Source organism: Amycolatopsis sp. NPDC114484, assembly GCF_055633755.1.
Genome location: NZ_JBVKDQ010000022.1, coordinates 123,348 through 138,337 on the forward strand (window position 1 = coordinate 123,348; position 14,990 = coordinate 138,337).

The 14,990-nt window shown below is 69.2% G+C and carries 13 protein-coding genes; 4 read left to right on the forward strand and 9 right to left on the reverse strand.

Features of this window, described 5'->3' with window-relative positions:
• Nucleotides 1-4: 4 nt before the first annotated feature.
• On the reverse strand, nucleotides 5-1,270 hold the full coding sequence (locus ACZ7SW_RS37260; RefSeq protein ID WP_470235059.1) for an extracellular solute-binding protein: 1,266 nt from the start codon (nucleotides 1,268-1,270) through the stop codon (nucleotides 5-7).
• A gap of 14 nt (nucleotides 1,271-1,284) precedes the next feature.
• Nucleotides 1,285-1,878, reverse strand: coding sequence for a helix-turn-helix transcriptional regulator (locus ACZ7SW_RS37265; protein WP_344279903.1), 594 nt, complete (start codon nucleotides 1,876-1,878; stop codon nucleotides 1,285-1,287).
• Nucleotides 1,879-2,279: 401 nt separating this feature from the next.
• Here ACZ7SW_RS37265 and ACZ7SW_RS37270 point away from each other — a divergent pair, with 401 nt between their 5' ends.
• Nucleotides 2,280-3,251: a glycoside hydrolase family 3 N-terminal domain-containing protein gene (locus tag ACZ7SW_RS37270; protein WP_470235060.1), complete on the forward strand. Its 972-nt coding sequence runs from the start codon at nucleotides 2,280-2,282 to the stop codon at nucleotides 3,249-3,251.
• A gap of 30 nt (nucleotides 3,252-3,281) precedes the next feature.
• A complete protein-coding gene (locus tag ACZ7SW_RS37275) occupies nucleotides 3,282-3,770 on the forward strand; it encodes an HAD domain-containing protein (RefSeq protein ID WP_470235061.1) in 489 nt (162 codons plus the stop codon).
• Between the two features lie 7 nt (nucleotides 3,771-3,777).
• On the opposite strand, the gene ACZ7SW_RS37280 is transcribed toward ACZ7SW_RS37275, so the two are convergent.
• A complete protein-coding gene (locus tag ACZ7SW_RS37280) occupies nucleotides 3,778-5,205 on the reverse strand; it encodes a tetratricopeptide repeat protein (protein ID WP_470235062.1) in 1,428 nt (475 codons plus the stop codon).
• 99 nt (nucleotides 5,206-5,304) lie between these two features.
• Here ACZ7SW_RS37280 and ACZ7SW_RS37285 point away from each other — a divergent pair, with 99 nt between their 5' ends.
• Nucleotides 5,305-6,213 (forward strand): CE1 family esterase, encoded by a 909-nt coding sequence (locus ACZ7SW_RS37285; RefSeq protein WP_470235063.1) that lies wholly within the window; start codon nucleotides 5,305-5,307, stop codon nucleotides 6,211-6,213.
• Here the strand turns inward: ACZ7SW_RS37285 and ACZ7SW_RS37290 are convergent.
• The gene (locus ACZ7SW_RS37290; protein WP_470235064.1) at nucleotides 6,206-7,369 is read right to left on the reverse strand and encodes an FAD-dependent oxidoreductase; all 1,164 of its coding nucleotides are present in this window, start codon (nucleotides 7,367-7,369) and stop codon (nucleotides 6,206-6,208) included. The two genes, ACZ7SW_RS37285 and ACZ7SW_RS37290, sit on opposite strands and share 8 nt — an antisense overlap.
• A gap of 209 nt (nucleotides 7,370-7,578) precedes the next feature.
• Between ACZ7SW_RS37290 and ACZ7SW_RS37295 the strand changes: the two genes are divergently transcribed.
• Complete coding sequence (locus ACZ7SW_RS37295) at nucleotides 7,579-8,943, forward strand: purine-cytosine permease family protein (RefSeq protein ID WP_470235065.1); 1,365 nt, start codon at nucleotides 7,579-7,581, stop codon at nucleotides 8,941-8,943.
• Here the strand turns inward: ACZ7SW_RS37295 and ACZ7SW_RS37300 are convergent.
• The 5 genes from ACZ7SW_RS37300 to ACZ7SW_RS37320 all read right to left on the reverse strand — a co-directional run bounded on the left by ACZ7SW_RS37300 (nucleotide 8,912) and on the right by ACZ7SW_RS37320 (nucleotide 14,697).
• Nucleotides 8,912-9,787: a hypothetical protein gene (locus tag ACZ7SW_RS37300; protein ID WP_470235066.1), complete on the reverse strand. Its 876-nt coding sequence runs from the start codon at nucleotides 9,785-9,787 to the stop codon at nucleotides 8,912-8,914. The genes ACZ7SW_RS37295 and ACZ7SW_RS37300 overlap by 32 nt on opposite strands.
• Nucleotides 9,784-12,273: an Hsp70 family protein gene (locus tag ACZ7SW_RS37305; RefSeq protein WP_470235067.1), complete on the reverse strand. Its 2,490-nt coding sequence runs from the start codon at nucleotides 12,271-12,273 to the stop codon at nucleotides 9,784-9,786. Before ACZ7SW_RS37305 ends, ACZ7SW_RS37300 begins: the two co-directional genes overlap by 4 nt.
• A complete protein-coding gene (locus ACZ7SW_RS37310) occupies nucleotides 12,266-12,766 on the reverse strand; it encodes a hypothetical protein (protein ID WP_470235068.1) in 501 nt (166 codons plus the stop codon). The genes ACZ7SW_RS37305 and ACZ7SW_RS37310 overlap by 8 nt, the downstream gene beginning before the upstream one ends.
• Entirely contained in the window at nucleotides 12,766-14,109 is a 1,344-nt protein-coding gene (locus tag ACZ7SW_RS37315; RefSeq protein ID WP_470235069.1) for a hypothetical protein, read from the reverse strand. The genes ACZ7SW_RS37310 and ACZ7SW_RS37315 overlap by 1 nt, the downstream gene beginning before the upstream one ends.
• A gap of 177 nt (nucleotides 14,110-14,286) precedes the next feature.
• The gene (locus ACZ7SW_RS37320) at nucleotides 14,287-14,697 is read right to left on the reverse strand and encodes a hypothetical protein (RefSeq protein ID WP_470235070.1); all 411 of its coding nucleotides are present in this window, start codon (nucleotides 14,695-14,697) and stop codon (nucleotides 14,287-14,289) included.
• Between the last annotated feature and the right edge of the window lie 293 nt (nucleotides 14,698-14,990).

Here is a 14,990-nt window from a genome sequence, read left to right on the forward strand (position 1 = left end):
ACAGCTACTTGATCGCGTCGCGGCCCATCCGGACCGCGTCGGCCCACGCCTGCTCGACGTTCTCCGTCCCGTCCTCGATCCGGCCGAGCGCGCGGCCGAATTCGGGACGCACGTCAGCGTCGTGCAGGCCGCGGTAGTTCGGCCGCAGCCGGTCCGCCGACGCCGCGTAGATCTGGCCGACCGGCGCGTTCGAGAAATAGGGATCGGTGTGGGCGACGACCTGCGGATCCTGATACACGCTCGGCTCGCTCGGCAGGATTCCGTCGGAAAGGAAAAGCCGCTTCTGCTGCGCGGGCGCGGTCAGCCACTGCGCGAGATCGTAGGCTTCCTTCGGGTGCGCGCTCTGTTTCGGCACGGCGAGGAAGGAACCGCCCTGGTTGCCGCTGTTGCCCGGCACGGTCGTGACGTCCCATTTGCCGCTGACCGCGTCGCCGCCGGCTTCCTTGATCTGCGTGAGCATCCACGCCGGACACGCGATAGTCGCGAAGCTGCCCTGTTTGATCGCGACGTTCCAGGCCTGCGTATAGGTGGTCGCGCCCGCCGTTTCGTGGGCTTGCGCGAGACCGCCGGACAACTGGAACGCGCTGCGCACGCTGGGATTGCGGTCGGCGATGTAGGAATCGTCCTTGGCGGAGAAGTAGTTCTCCGGCGACTGGTTGAGCATCGCGGTGTAAACGGTGCCCGCCGAATCGGCGAACTTCACGTTCGGGAGCTTTTCGGTGAACCGGGCGGCGGCCTGGGCGTAACCCGCCCAGTCCGGCATCAGCTCCGCGACGGCCTTGCGGTCGATCGGCAATCCGGCCTGCTGGAACAGATCCCGGCGGTAGCACATCGCGAGGCTGCCCATGTCGGTGCCGAGCCCGAACACGTAATCGCCCGAGGTGCCCTGCGCCCACTTCCACGACGCCCATTGCCGCTTCAGCTTGTCCGCGCCGAAGCCGGCCAGGTTGACGAATTTGTCCTTGGCCCGGATGTACTTCGGGATGTACTGCTCCTCGACCGCGACGACGTCGGCCGCGCCGCGCCCGGCCGCCAGCTGTGTGGCGAGGCTCTTGAAATGCGTGTCGAAATCGGTGACCCGGCTGCGGATCTCGATGTTCGGATGGTCTTTCTGGTACTGCTCGAACAACGGCGCGTAACCGAACTCGCCGAATGTGGCCACGCTGAGCGTGATCTTCCCCGAGGACGCGGCGGAACCGCACGCGGCCGCCAGTAACAGGAATGCGGCGGCGAGCGCGGCAACGGCCGGGCGCCGGGTCAGCTTTCGCACGTGGTGAGCATCCTTTAAATCACTCCGGCGCGCAGCGCGTAGGCGACGGCGTGCGGACGGTTCCGCAGCTTGAGCCGGTTCGTCATGCCGTAGATCACGTTCTTCACGGTCCGCTCCGAGTAGCAGAGTTTGTTCGCGATTTCCGCGGTGTCCCAGCCCTCGGCCATCAACCGCAGCACGTCGACCTCGCGCGGCGACAGGTTGGTGTGGTCGCCGCCGCGGCGCAGGGTCTCGGCCTGGTGCAGCAGATCCCGCATCGAGGTCTCGCGTCCGGACGCGGCGGCCACGATGCTGCGCACCAGCTGGTCGCCGCCGATCGCGTCGCGCGGCAGCACCGCGGCGACGTGCCAGGCGGCCAGCTCGGCCAGGTCGTCGGCGTCCACGTACCCGGCGACGAACACGATGGCCGCGGGCGTCTCCGAAGCCGCCGCCCGCAGCGCCGCCTTCACCTCGCGAGTGACGCGGTTCGCCGCGAACACGAGCACCGCGGCCTCACCGCGCTGCTGGCCCGGCATCACCCGCACCTCGCGGCGCGTGCGCAAATGGTCGATGAGGCCCGCGAGCGTGATCGGGTCCGAAGCCCATGCCGCAACCTTGACCTGATTCATCGCTGCCTCCCCGGTGCAGAGCACTCGCCTGTCGTGTTCCAGCAGTGTGCCCACCGCGGCTTCACGAAATCTCTAGTCGGGACGCGCTCATTCTTCACAGCGTGAAGTTGGGCCCGCCGGTGGGGTTCGGTTACCGTCACGGAGACCTGTCCGGACATGCAGAGGAAATGATGAAGGCGCACGCCCGACCCCGCTGGATCACCGCAGGCGCCGTCAGCGGCTTGACGCTCATATGTGCGCTTTCCGCTTGCTCCGGGGATCGTTCCGTTTCTGGAACAGCGACGCCCACTCCGCTCACCGCGCCGAGCGCGGGCAGTTCGCCGCAAGCCGCTCCACCTGCGTCAACCTCGTCCTCGCAGACTGTGCCAGGGCCGGTGTCGTGCGCGTCGGCGGTGTCGTCGATGGATCCGCGGGCGCGAGTGGCGCAACTGGTGGTGCCGGGCGTCAACGCGGGCGATCCGGCGGGCGTCGCGGACCTCGTGCGGACGCAGCAGGTCGGCGGGATCTTCGTGGGCGACAAAAAGACCACGCTGTTGCAAAATGGCGCGCTCGACGGGGTCCAGCGAGCCGCGAAGATCCCGGTTTCGGTCGCGGTCGACGAGGAGGGCGGACGCGTGCAGCGCATCGACGACCTCGACGGCTCGCTCCCGAGCGCGCGGCAGCTGGCGGCCTCGAAGACGCCGGACGAGGTGCGCGCGATCGGCGAGCAGCGGGGCAAGCAACTGCGGGCACGCGGGGTGACGGTCGACTACGCACCGGACGCGGACGTCAGCGACGAACCCGACGGCGCGGTGATCGGCGACCGTTCCTACAGCCCGGATCCGGAAAAGGTCCGGCAGTACGCGATGGCCTTCGCCGAGGGCCTGCGCGCGGGCGGCGTGCAGCCGGTGCTCAAGCATTTCCCGGGCCACGGCCACGGATCCGGCGATTCGCACCGCGGAACCGTCGTGACCCCGCCGCTCGACCAGCTGCGCCGGGTCGATCTGGTGCCCTATCGCGATATTGCGGAGTACGGGCAGGTCGGGGTGATGGTGGGCCACCTGGAGGTCCCGGGGCTTACCGGTGCCGAGCCCGCGTCGTTGGCTCCGGAGGCGTATCGGTTGCTGCGCAACGAGTTCCACTTCACCGGGCCGGTGATCACCGACGATCTGGGCGGGATGAAGGCGATCACGGACCGGTTCGCGTTGCCGGATGCGGTGCTGAAGGCCTTGCAGGCGGGGGCCGACCAGGCGTTGTTCTCTTCTGGGCACAACGACGTGGGGGCGGTGGTGGATCGGCTGCAACGGGCGGTGGAGAGCGGCGAACTGCCGGCGGCGCAGGTGACGGCTTCGGTGGAGCGGGTGTTGGCGGGTAAGGGGTTTTGCCGTCCTTGACCTGGGTTGGGCACCGGGTAGCGGCGGAGCGTGAAGCCGATTCCGCTGCTCGACGTGGACGGGCCGCTGAACCCCTTCGCGGCGGAGACCCCGCCGCCCGGCTTCGTCGAATACCAGTGGCGTGCTTCGCGCTGGAGGAGGAAGGCCTGGCTCAATCCGGCGCACGGGACCGCGCTGCTCGCCCTCGCCGAGCGGACCGGCGCCGATCTGGCGTGGGTCACCTCTTGGGAAGACGCCACCATCGGCCCGGCGCTCGGGTTGCCCGCGCTTCCCGTGGTCGGCGTGCGCGCCTACGACCAGCATCCGGACTGGAAGTCCGGCGCGGTCGGCCGCTTCGCGGCGGGGCGGCCCCTGGCCTGGCTCGACGACGATTTCGACCTGTTCCCCAGCGCCCGGCAGCGGTTCCTCGAACGCCGAGGGGGCATCGCGACCGCACTGATCCCGGTTCATCCGGCGGCGGGCATAGGTCCGGACCACCTCGCCGAAGCGGAAACCGCGCTCCGGCAAGGCGAATCCTGACCTCGGCTCAGTCCTCTTCCGCCAAGACCTGAGCCAGCGTGGCGGCAGCACTCACCGTCTGCGGATGCTCCTCCCCCAACGCCCGACGGCATCGCGGCAGCAGATCCTCCAACACGGCGAGCGCCGAAGCGCGGTCGCCGAGGCGGAGGTGGATCTGGACCAGGTTGCCGGTCGTCCGCAGGGTGCCCAGCGCGTCCGGGCCGAGGGCGCGGCGGCTCCGGGCCACGACGTCCTCCGTCTGGTCGCGGGCGTGTTCGTATTCGTTCAGTCCCATATACGCCACGCAGAGGTTGCTCGCGACAGTCAGCGTCAGCGGATCGTCCTCGCCCAGTACGCGGCTCACCCTGGGCAGGAGGTCGGTCAGCAGGTCGCGCGCCTCCGGATAATCGGTGGTGCCGACCAGGCAACCCGCCAGGCGGTTGGCGACGGCGAGGGTGTCCGGGTGGTCCTCGCCGAGCGCCGCGGTCCATTCGGCGTGGAGGATGCGGCCCAGGGCGGCACCGGGGCGGGCTTGGCCGGAGACGAAGAGGTAGCGCAGCACTCGGATGAGCAGCGCGCGGTATTCCGGCGGTTCGTGGCCGCGGAAGTCCGGTTCAGCGGCCGACATCCGGACAGCCACCGCGATCCGGCGGTATTCGGGCCACGACTCCCTCAAGTCGGGATCCAAGTCCAGGTCGAGGGGGATCTCGGGGACCGAGAGCGGCGGCAGCACGGGATACGGCGGAGGTTGTTGGCGGTCCCAGAGCGAAGCGGGGGCACCGTCCAGCAGGCTGGCCGGGCAGCCCCGCTCGTGGAACAGGTCGCAACCCGAACTGAGCACCGAATGCGAGCGGCCCGAGAAAAGAGCAGGCACCGGATACGCGTGGAACGGCTCGCCCTGGTTGTCGATGACCGTGGTGCCGTGGCGGCCCGCGCAGGTCCAGTCCACTTCCAGGCGCCAGGCGACCTCATGGGTCGTGGTGACCGGTTCGATCTCGAATTGCTCGATGTCGGTCGCGCTGACGGTGAACGGGAAATCCGGGCCCTGCGCGACCAGCCGCGGCGACGGGGCGTCGAAGTCGGTCGTGAAAGGGCGCGGTTCCAGGAGGCCGCCGATCCGGATCTGCAGGCAGGCCGGGCGCGGAGGAGTCCGCGAGACGACCACCACCCGCGCGGATTGCAGGACTACGGCCCGGTTCGTCCTGGCTTCCACCGTGATGATGTGGACGGTCCCGCCGGGAACGGCGACCCGCGGCGGATCGGTGTCCAGCACCAGGTCAGCCAGGGTGCCGCCGGGGCGCAGCCGGACCGAGGCGATGAGCGGGTCGGCCAGCTCCGCCGGGCTGTCGCCCGATCGGCCGACATTGATGTCGCCGTGCACCGCCCCGGCCATCACGACTTTGTCGAAGTGGCCGCCGGTGATGCGGTTGGCAGAGGACTCTTCCGCGTCCGTCACCCAGGCGAGCCTAGTCGTTAACTCAATGAACGAAAGGTTCGTCCGGGGCCGGTACGGGGTGACTATGGTCGCGCTCGCCCGTCGATCGAGGAGGATCGGATGTCCGGACGTTTCCGTGCAGGCGTTGCCCTATTAGCGACGGCGATCGGGCTCGGGGTGCTATCCGCGCCGGCTTCGGCGGCCGAGCCAGTGTCGACGACCGGGTGCGGGCAGGCGGTGCCGGGGCAGGGCACCACGACGGTCGAGCATCTGACGTCCGGCGGGATCGACCGCGAGTACCGGATCTACGTGCCCGCTCGCTACAACCCGCACCGCCAGTATCCGGTCGTCCTCTCCTATCACGGGCACGGCCGCACGGCGGAGTACCAGGAGGAACTGTCCGGCTTCTCCGGCTCGGACGTGATCGCGGTGTACCCGCAGGGCGTCATCGGCGCCGACGGCAAATCCGCCTGGACCGGCGCGCCCTACTCGGCCCCCGTCGACGACGTCCGGTTCACCGGCGACCTGCTCACCTCGCTGCAGCACCGGATGTGCGTGGACCCGGCGCGGATCTACGCGGCGGGCAAGTCGAACGGCGGCGGGTTCGTCGGCGTGCTGGCGTGCCGGATGGCCGACCGGATCGCCGCGTTCGCCCCGGTTTCCGGCGCGTTCTACCCCCAGGGCGGCGCCTGCCACCCGAGCCGGAAGGTCGCGCTGCTCGACTTCCACGGCACCGCCGACACCACCATTCCCTACGCCGGCAATCCGGCCAAGGGGCTTCCGTCCATTCCGGACTGGTTGAACGGCTGGGCCGCACGCGACCGGTGTTTCCCTTACCCCGTCTCGGTTTCTCCGGCGCGCGACGTGGTGACGCAGTGGTGGCCCGGATGTTCGCTGGTGCATTTCCGGGTGGAGGGGGCCGGACACGTCTGGCCGAGCACCCGCCCGAACAACGACTCCGACACCCCCACCGCGATCGACGCCACCCCGGTGATCCTTCAGTTCTTCAAAGCGCACCGCCTCAGCTGACGCTCTCTGCCCGATCCCGTTTCTTGGCGAGCATCCGGCGGAATCCGTCGGCGACGATCTTCGCGGTGTCCTTGCCGTGGTTGGCGGTGATCCGCTTGACCATCTCGGCGGACTCGGCGACGACCGCGTCGCTGCGGGCGAACATCCGTTCCTCGTGCAGCGCCAGCGCGGTCTCGACGTCGTCCGGGTGCGCGGCGAGCAGTCCGGCGAGTTCAGAGCCGTCGAGCATGGCCAGGTTCGCGCCCTCGCCGTTCGGGCCCCGCAGGTGCGCCGCGTCGCCGACCAACGTCACGCCCGGGACCCGGTCCCACCGGTGCATGCCCGGCAGCGTGTAGTGCCGGCGCAGGATCGGCGCGGTGTCGGCGCCGGAGATCAGTTCGAGGATTTCCGGCGCCCAGCCGTCGAACTCGGCCGCGAGCCGGGCAAGTGCGGCCGGGGTGTCGAGTCGGGCGAGGTCGTCGAACCACTCCGCCGGCTTCTTGAGCATCACGTAGGTGTGCAGGGTGTCGCCGCGTTCGCGGTGCACCATGATGCGCCGGTCCGGCCCGGGTGCGCCCATCCCTCCGCCGCCGACGACCTTCGCGGCCGCCGGATGCCGGGTGTCCGCGTCGTAGAGGTACGTCTCGACGAAAGCGAGACCCAGGTACTCCGGCACCGCGTCGGAGAGCAACGGCCGCACCCGCGACCAGGCGCCGTCCGCGCCGACCAGTAGCTTCGCCACGACAGAACTGCCGTCGGCGAAGGAAACCTCGTGTCCGTCCCCAACAGTTCGGACGCCGCGCAGCTTCCGGCCCCACTGGACGGTGCCGTCCGGGAGCGAGTCGAGCAGCATCTGCCGCAGCTCGCCGCGCAGCAGTTCGGGACGGCCGCCGGTGCCGTCGTCGGGATGGTCCAGCAGGACGGTGCCGTCGGGATCGAGGATCCGCATCTGCTGGCGTCCCTCGAGGATCAGGTCGCGGAACTCGTCCATCAGGCCGGCCGCCTCGACGGCGAGCTGGCCGTTGTAATCGTGAATGTCGAGCAGTCCGCCCTGGGACCGTGACATCGGCGACGGCTCGGCCTCGTAGACCGTGGCCGGGATCCCGTGCAGGTACAGGACCCGGGCGAGGGTCAGTCCGCCGAGACCGGCGCCGATGATGGTGACTGGAGTCTGCATTGTTCTCCCCGGTTAGCTGGTGACCGCTGAAGATTGACGGGCTTCGCTGGCACCGTCCGCACACTCCGCTGGCAGTCCGCTGCCAGGCGCTGACAGCTGGTCAGGGTCTGGGATCCGAGACAGAATCCTCTGGCGGCTACTTGGCCGAAAGGCCCGCGCTGACGTTGAGTTCGTCCAGCGCATTCACCGAAGATCCGCAGGAGGGGCACGTGGCGGCCACATTGGAGCGACGCTCGATCGACCCGGTGCCCGAATCCGAGCGGCACGGGCACCCGCGCAGTCTGTTCACCCTGTGGTTCGCCGCGAACACGCAGATCACCTCCGCGGTCACCGGTGCGTTGACGGTGCTGGTCGGCGTGCATCCGCTGTGGGCGATCGTCGCGGTCGTGCTCGGCAACGCGCTCGGCGGCATTCCGATGGCGCTGCACGCCGCGCAGGGGCCGAAGCTCGGCATCCCGCAGATGATCCAGTCGCGTGCGCAGTTCGGCGTGTACGGCGCGGCGCTCCCGCTGGTGCTGGTCGTGGTGATGTACCTCGGCTACTTCGCGAGCGGTTCGCTGCTCGGCGGCCAGGCGGTCGCCCAGATCACGCACCTGCCGACGGACGCCGCGATCGCGGTCTACGCACTCGCCTCGGCGCTGATCGCGATCGTCGGGTACCGGCTGATCCACCGGTTCGGCTGGCTCGCGTCCGCGCTGTCCGTGGTCGTCTTCCTCTATCTGACGATCCGGCTGGTCAGCGGGCACGACCTCGGCGCCGTGCTCGCCGCGCCGCACCTGGACTTCCCGAAGTTCCTGCTGGCGATCTCGCTGACCGCCTCGTGGCAGCTCACCTTCGGTCCGTACGTCGCCGACACCTCGCGCTACCTGCCGTCGGCGACGTCGGTGCGCGCGACCTTCTGGTGGACGTACGGCGGCACAGTGCTCGGCGCGGTGTGGGCGATGTCGTTCGGTGCGATGGCGTACGCCATTGCCGGGAAAGCATTCAAGGGCCACGAAGTCGCGTACGTCGTCGGCCTCGGCGGCGAAGCGTTGCTGATCCCGTTGCTGCTGGCCATCGCGCTCGGCAAGTTCACGGTGAACGTGCTGAACATCTACGGCGGCTACATGACCGTCGCGACCGCGCTGACCGGTTTCGGTCGTCGCGCGGCGCTTTCCCAGGCCACACGGATCTGCTACATCGCGGGCGTCGGTGTGGTCGGCGCGGTGATCGCCATCCTCGGCCGCGGCCAGTTCCTGTCGAACTTCGTGCTGTTCCTCGACTTCCTGCTGTACTTCCTCACGCCGTGGAGTTCGATCAACCTGGTCGACTTCTACCTGCTGCGCAAGGAGAAGTACGACCTCGACGCGCTCTACGACCCCAACGGCCGCTACGGCCGCTGGGCCTGGCCCGCACTGACCGCCTACGTCCTCGGGATCGCCGTGCAGATCCCGTTCGCCAACGTCGAAGGAATTTTCGTCGGACCGATCGCACCGCTGCTCGGCGGCGCGGACATCTCCTGGCTGCTTGGGTTGATCGTGCCCGGCGCGCTGTATGTGGCGTTCATGCGCCGGTCGGCCGCACTTCGAGGGTGACCGTCCTGGTCGAGTTCGCGCCTTGATCCGCGCTCGAAACCGCGAACGCGGTCAACGGCAACCCGCTCGCTCCGGCCAGCACCCGGGCCGCAGCGGACGCGCGGGCCAAGGAGACCGTCGAGCCACCGCTCGCCGGGCCGCCGGGAACAGCTACGCCGTGACCGATCACGGTGACGCGCACGGACTGTCCTTTGAGGACATTAGCCCAGTCCGTCAAGGTCGTTCGTCCAGCTTCGTTCGGCGTTGTCGCGTTAGGACTGAACAGGCCGCGGTCGAAGCTGACAGCGACCGCGTCGCCTTCCGTCTTTGCGGTCACTCCGGGTGCGGCCAAGGCTCTCGCCAGTTGCTTCAGTTCTTCCTGTCGTTCTTTGGCTTCGCTGGCGGCAAGGGATTCCTCACTGTGCAGGCGGTCCAGTTCGGCGCGGAGACCGTCGTCCGGCTTGGCCACCAGGACCATGGGAGCAGGCGGCTGCTGCCGCGTCGTCAGCACTACCCCGCCCGCGATCGCACCGCCCACCAGCACCACCGCACCGGCAGTCAGCAGATACCGGCGGACTGGCTGTCGACGCAACCGTCCGGAATGGACTTTCGCGATCACCCGGCGTCCCGCCTCGGCCGCGGAATTTCCTGGCTGCAAAGCCAAGACGGCCGCCCAGTCCGCGTCCGCCGCGGCGAGGTCGCCGGATTGCGCGTGTACGCGAGCCAGCAGATCGAGTCGCGCGGGGTCGCGCTCGGAGTCCGGTTCCAGAAGCGCGACGGCCGCCTCGTAATCGCCGCGACGGGCGAGATCGGCACCTTCGGCGAGGACGAGTTCCCGTTCCAGCGCCTGCGAAAGCCTTTTCATTCGCGCTCCCCGCGAAGAATTCCGCCGCCCGGCTGACCCGGCCGGCCCTCCGGAAGCAAACGCCGCAACCGGCGGTTGACGTCCGGCAGCGCGGCCCAGTTCGACGTCGCCACCACGTGTTCGCCCTCGCGGATCAGCTCCCGCGCGCGGGCTGGATCGGACATGGTGTCGCGCGAAGCCCGCAGCGCGTTGAACACCTCCAGATCCAGCGAACCGTCCCGACGCAACAGCAATACCTGCAGGTCCAGCGCCCGCCCGGACAGCCGCTCGCCCGCTTCGACGTCGTGCGATTCGGCGATGGCCGCGTACCGGCGTTCAATCTCGGCCAGCTCGGTCCGGTCCTCGTCCGCGCCGACCCGGTCGACCAGCTCGCGGCAGTGGTCGATCTGGTCCCGCAGCCGCTCCAGTACTTCGGGCACGCGCAGCTCCGCCTCAATGTCGTCGAGGTCCGCCTGCACGTCGCGCATCCGCCGTTCCGCGGCGACCGCGGCACCCTCGTCGGCACCGCCGGAGCGCACTTCGTCCCGGACCGCCGCGACGCTGCCCTGCTCGTCCAGCCGGTTCAGCAGCCCACGCGCCCGGTCCGAACGCGTCCCCTCGACCTGCGTCCGCACCTGTTCGTGCCGCGCCTCCAGTTCGTTCAGGAGCCGCCGCAGCGTCTGCGGATCCGGCACGTGCTGCTGTTTGAGGTCGATGACCGCCTCGAACTCGTTGTCCAGCAACGGAACCTCGGCCACCACGGACACCTGCCGCGAATCGTCCATCTCGAAGGTCATCACGACCCCGCTGCCGCGCGGCAGGTCGAACCGCACGTCCTTGGCGCGGATCTCGATCACGCCCACCTGCTGGTTGCGCTCGCCGCGGCGGCGTTCGCCTTCCGCGACCGGGATCCGGATCACCGAGGACGTGTTGCCGCGAAGCAGTGTCGCGGTGGTGAAGAACGTCTGCCGTTTCGCCGCCGGCAGCGGCGCGTTCTTCATCAGCATCGGGGTGAAGGACCCGTCGGCCTCGGTCAGGCCGACCGTGTTGACCACGGTCTGACCCATCATTTCGTTGAGCTGGTGAGTGATCGTGAGCGAGTCCGGCCGCACCGGAACGCGCGCGCCCGCCGGGTCGAGCAGTTCGATCTCGAACCGGTTCGTGCTCAGCTCGTCGAGCACCGCGTCGACGGTGAAGGTGCCGTCGGCGGAAAGGGAAACCTCGGACGTCCGGTAGACCGGCCTGCGTTGCGGCGCGCTGAGCGCGATCCGGAACCGCGCCCATTCGGCCGGGCCGTCGGTCGAACACCGGCCGGACACCGGCAGAGTCGGCAAGCTCGTGGTGGCGGGATAGGACAGCTCCAGGGAGTACTTCCCGCGCCTCGCCGGTCGTACCGTCCGTGGCCGCGCCACCGTTCCGGCGTAGGCGGCCGCACCGCGCGCCACCACGGTGCTCGGATCCTGGCTGTGGTCAAGCGGAATGCCCAGCCCGGCCGACGGATCGGCCAGCAGTTCGCGCAAACCGGGCGCGAGGGTCGGGCCGCCGACGAGCAGCAGCCGGTCGATGTCCGCCGGGCGCAGATTCGCCGACTCCAGCGCGGACCGGCACAACCGCACCGCGCGGAGGTAGAACGGCCGCGCCACCTGATCGACCTCCTCGCGGCGCAGGGTGTACTCGAACATCTCGCACTGCCCGTCGCCTCGGTCGAGGTCGAGCAGCACATAGGTCTGTTCCGCTTGGGAGAGCTGGATTTTCGCTGTCTCGGCGGCACTGCGCAGCCGTGCGAAGTTCCGCCGCCAGAACGGATTGTCCCGGGTGAAATCGCTGAACCCGAACTGCCGCGCCGCCTCCGGAGCGAGCACCTGGTCCAGCACCGCTTGGTCGATGTTGCGTCCGCCGAGGTGGGTGTCGCCGGCGTGGTGCAGCACGCTCAATTCCCCTTCGACAGTGCTGACCACCGCGGAGTCGAACGTGCCGCCGCCGAAGTCGAACACCATCCAGTGCGCGCCTTTGCTTTCGTTCTGGAATCCGAACGCGAACGCCGCCGCGGTCGGTTCCTGCAGCAGCGGGCAATTCCCGGTGAACCCGGCCAGTTTCGCGGCCTCCTGCGTCGCCTCGGTCTGGTTCAACAGAAACGCGGCGGGCACGGTGATCACCGCCGCGTCCGGAACTTCACGCGGAGCAGCGGAATTTCGCAGCGACCGCAGCACTTCCGCGGACAGTTCCACCGGAGTCATGCTGAACCCGGCCTTCGGGAATTCCCGCCGCGCGTCCGGAATTCCCATCGCCTGCTTGAATTCGATCTGCACGCTCTCCGGGTCGTCCTCGAGCCGACGCCGCGCCCCCGCTCCGACCTCGATCACGCCGCGCCTGCGACTCCACACCGCGGACGGCGTGTAATCCATCTGCGCGTTGTTCTTGATCACCGCCACCGCACCGTTGTCGAGCACCGCGATCGCGCTGTTCGTGGTGCCGAGGTCGATCCCGAAATCGATCGTGTCACGCATCCGCTTCCCCGTTCCCCCGGGCGGCCGGGCGCCCGACGATGACCTGTCCCATCTGGATCCGGCGGCCGGTCAGGTAGATCGACGGCCGCACGGTCTCCACCACCCGCTCGACGTCCAGGTCCGGTTCGTCCTGGAACAGCAGCACCTCCAGCGCCATCCCGGAGCCGAACGGGATCCGGTCGTGGTCCTGCACGAGCACCCCCGCCGCGTCGAGCGCGTCCTGGCTCGCGCTGAGGAACCGGCCCGCCTGCCGCGCCACCCGGTCCTCGACCCCGGCGAGCTTGCGCCGCGCCCGCCACAACGCCGTCGCCGCCTCCGCCAAGTCCGATTCGGACAGTGGCGTCGCAGTGTCCTGATCGGTCAGCACAACGGAGAGTTGTTCAAGCGCGTCACGAAGCCGAACGCGCTCCTCCTCGCGCAGACCAGGTTCGGCGATCCGGAACTCCTTGTGCTGCCTGCGCTGCCGTGCTTCTTCGCTCCGCCGGTCCCCCATCACGAGCCCCTCTCCACCCGCACGAACGGGGCGACGTACAACAGCACTGCCGCGACGGCGACGGCCAGCCAATACGGCACAGCAACCGGGAGGAGCGCGAGATAAACCACCGCGTCCAACCCCAGCAGCGCCGGATAGCGCCCGGGTTTGGTCCAAGGCCGAGCCGCCACAAAGCAATTCACCAACGACCCGGCAACCGCGCCGAGAAAGATGATGGCCAGAAGCGCGTCCCCCGGAAGCTTCAGAGCCAGGAACACGGCTGCTGCCACCGCGTGGAGCAACGCGCCGGAAACCCGAGCCGCCGACGGTTCCCGCTCCGGAGAACGACTCGGCACATACGCCGTGGCAGCGAGCTCGTTGCGCGCCACGGCTTCCAACGTCTCCGGATCGCGACTGCACCGTCGAGCGACCGCGAACACCTCCCGCACCAGTCCCGCCGGCGCACCCCGCACGTCCGCCAGCGCGACCCCGATGTTGTTCGCCACCACCGCGATCGACTCCGACAGCGACGCCGTCCGCCGGAATTCCGCCCGTGGCACCACCTCTTCGAGCCGGTCTAGAAGCGGCTCGGTCTCCTCGATCGCCCGCGTCGCCGCAGCCTGAACCCGGTTCCCGTCCAGATCGCCACGCAGATCTTTGAGCAACGCTTCGACCCGCCGATACGTCCCGTCGGCGATGGCCGTACGCGCGTCCTCGACGGCATGCCGATCAGCCCCGAACAACGCGAGATACCCGGCGAACCGCCGCGGCTCCGCCGACCGGGAAGCTACTTCGATCAACGGCGCGAGCAACGCGTCCGGCAAGGCGAGACGCAGGCCGTCCACAGTGGATTCGTCAAGGCGCCGGTCGCCAAGCTTCTCGACGCGATGGTGCAGATGCCGCCAGAACGATTCGCTCCGCAGGACCACTCCCCAGCAGCGACCGGCCTCAGTCCACAATGGAGCGGGATGGTCGTCGGTGCGGTCGGCTTCCGCGTCGAGGGCTGCCGCGTAGGCGGCCACCGCGTTGTCGTGCTTCTGGTGCAGCTGGAGCGGACACCCGCAGTCAGCGGGCACGCCCCAGGTCCAGAAGACCTCGTCGACGAACCGGTGCTCGGTGTTGCCGAGCGCGTCGAAAGCCGCCCGCACCTCGTCGACGGTCACGTCCGAGGGCACCCCGTCCGGTGCCGCGCCGCCGACTTCGAGCACCCCTAGGACTCGAAGTCGCCGCTCCCGCACCTCCCGTCGCGTCGCGGCCGCGGTGAGCCCGACGATCCGGAACGGGTTGCGCCGGTACAGCTCGGGCGTCGCCACCTCCCGCACCCGCGCCGCGGCGGTCCGGCCGCGCCCCTCGTTCGCTCCCATGCCGGGGAAGGTAGGGCGAGGCGGCTGGGAGGGGTCCCGGAACAGCTGGACTAGGCGTGTCCGACAAAGCGGTTCTGGTGACCGTGGGCGGCGAGCCCGCCGCGGCGTTCGCGATGCTCCTGCTGGTCTCCGGGTTCGGAGAGGACGGCCTTGTCTCCGCTAACCGATGGCCTCGGGTCAGGCCCGCTTGCGGCGCGCGATCTCGTCGGAGAGCTGCTGCACCCGGGCGGGGTCCGCGTCCCGGGCAAGGGCGACGTAGTGGTCCATGACGGCCGGCCGGTAGCGCACGGGCAACGTCTGTCCCGGGGCGAGCCGGGTGAGCTCGGTGATCGTGAGGTCTTCGTCCGCGATACCGCGGAACGAGATGCCGTCGGCGGTCTCCACGTCGAACATCAGGACCACGCGCGGACTGCCGTCGCTGCTGACCTCCCGCCAGTCGACGAGAACGCCGAGAGCGAGCACCCCGGTACGCAGTTCCGCGTTGCGCTTCCAGGCATCTCTGCTCAGGAGCGGGTTCGGGGCGACGCCCGGGAAGGCGGGCCCGACGCCGAGCGATTGCCGACTCAGGTCGGGCCTGAGCTGCTCCATCAGATCGTTCAGATTGTTCAGACCGCTGCGCTTCTTCTTCCGACCGAACACCCTGCCCCCTCCCACCCGCGGGTGCGGGAATCTCGGCCTGGCGCTTCGCCCTCACCGCGATAGTACGGCGCGATCATTCCCGACCTCCGCCGCCAGCGGTCGCGGACGGGCTCGGTCGGCGCACCCTGCCAATTTGTCAGACACGCCCTAGTGTCCTGCGCCTGAAATTCGTTGGCAATATCGTGCGAGTGAATCGATGATCTCTTCGGCGGTCTTGGTCCACACGAACGGCTTGGGGTTCT

Coding starts and splice junctions, on each gene's coding strand:
- ACZ7SW_RS37265 (WP_344279903.1), bottom strand. CDS start 1,878: ATGAATCAGGTCAAGGTTGCGGCATGGGCTTCGGACCCGATCACGCTC.
- ACZ7SW_RS37315 (WP_470235069.1), bottom strand. CDS start 14,109: ATGGGAGCGAACGAGGGGCGCGGCCGGACCGCCGCGGCGCGGGTGCGG.
- ACZ7SW_RS37285 (WP_470235063.1), top strand. CDS start 5,305: ATGTCCGGACGTTTCCGTGCAGGCGTTGCCCTATTAGCGACGGCGATC.
- ACZ7SW_RS37305 (WP_470235067.1), bottom strand. CDS start 12,273: ATGCGTGACACGATCGATTTCGGGATCGACCTCGGCACCACGAACAGC.
- ACZ7SW_RS37320 (WP_470235070.1), bottom strand. CDS start 14,697: ATGGAGCAGCTCAGGCCCGACCTGAGTCGGCAATCGCTCGGCGTCGGG.
- ACZ7SW_RS37270 (WP_470235060.1), top strand. CDS start 2,280: ATGGATCCGCGGGCGCGAGTGGCGCAACTGGTGGTGCCGGGCGTCAAC.
- ACZ7SW_RS37310 (WP_470235068.1), bottom strand. CDS start 12,766: ATGGGGGACCGGCGGAGCGAAGAAGCACGGCAGCGCAGGCAGCACAAG.
- ACZ7SW_RS37290 (WP_470235064.1), bottom strand. CDS start 7,369: ATGCAGACTCCAGTCACCATCATCGGCGCCGGTCTCGGCGGACTGACC.
- ACZ7SW_RS37300 (WP_470235066.1), bottom strand. CDS start 9,787: ATGAAAAGGCTTTCGCAGGCGCTGGAACGGGAACTCGTCCTCGCCGAA.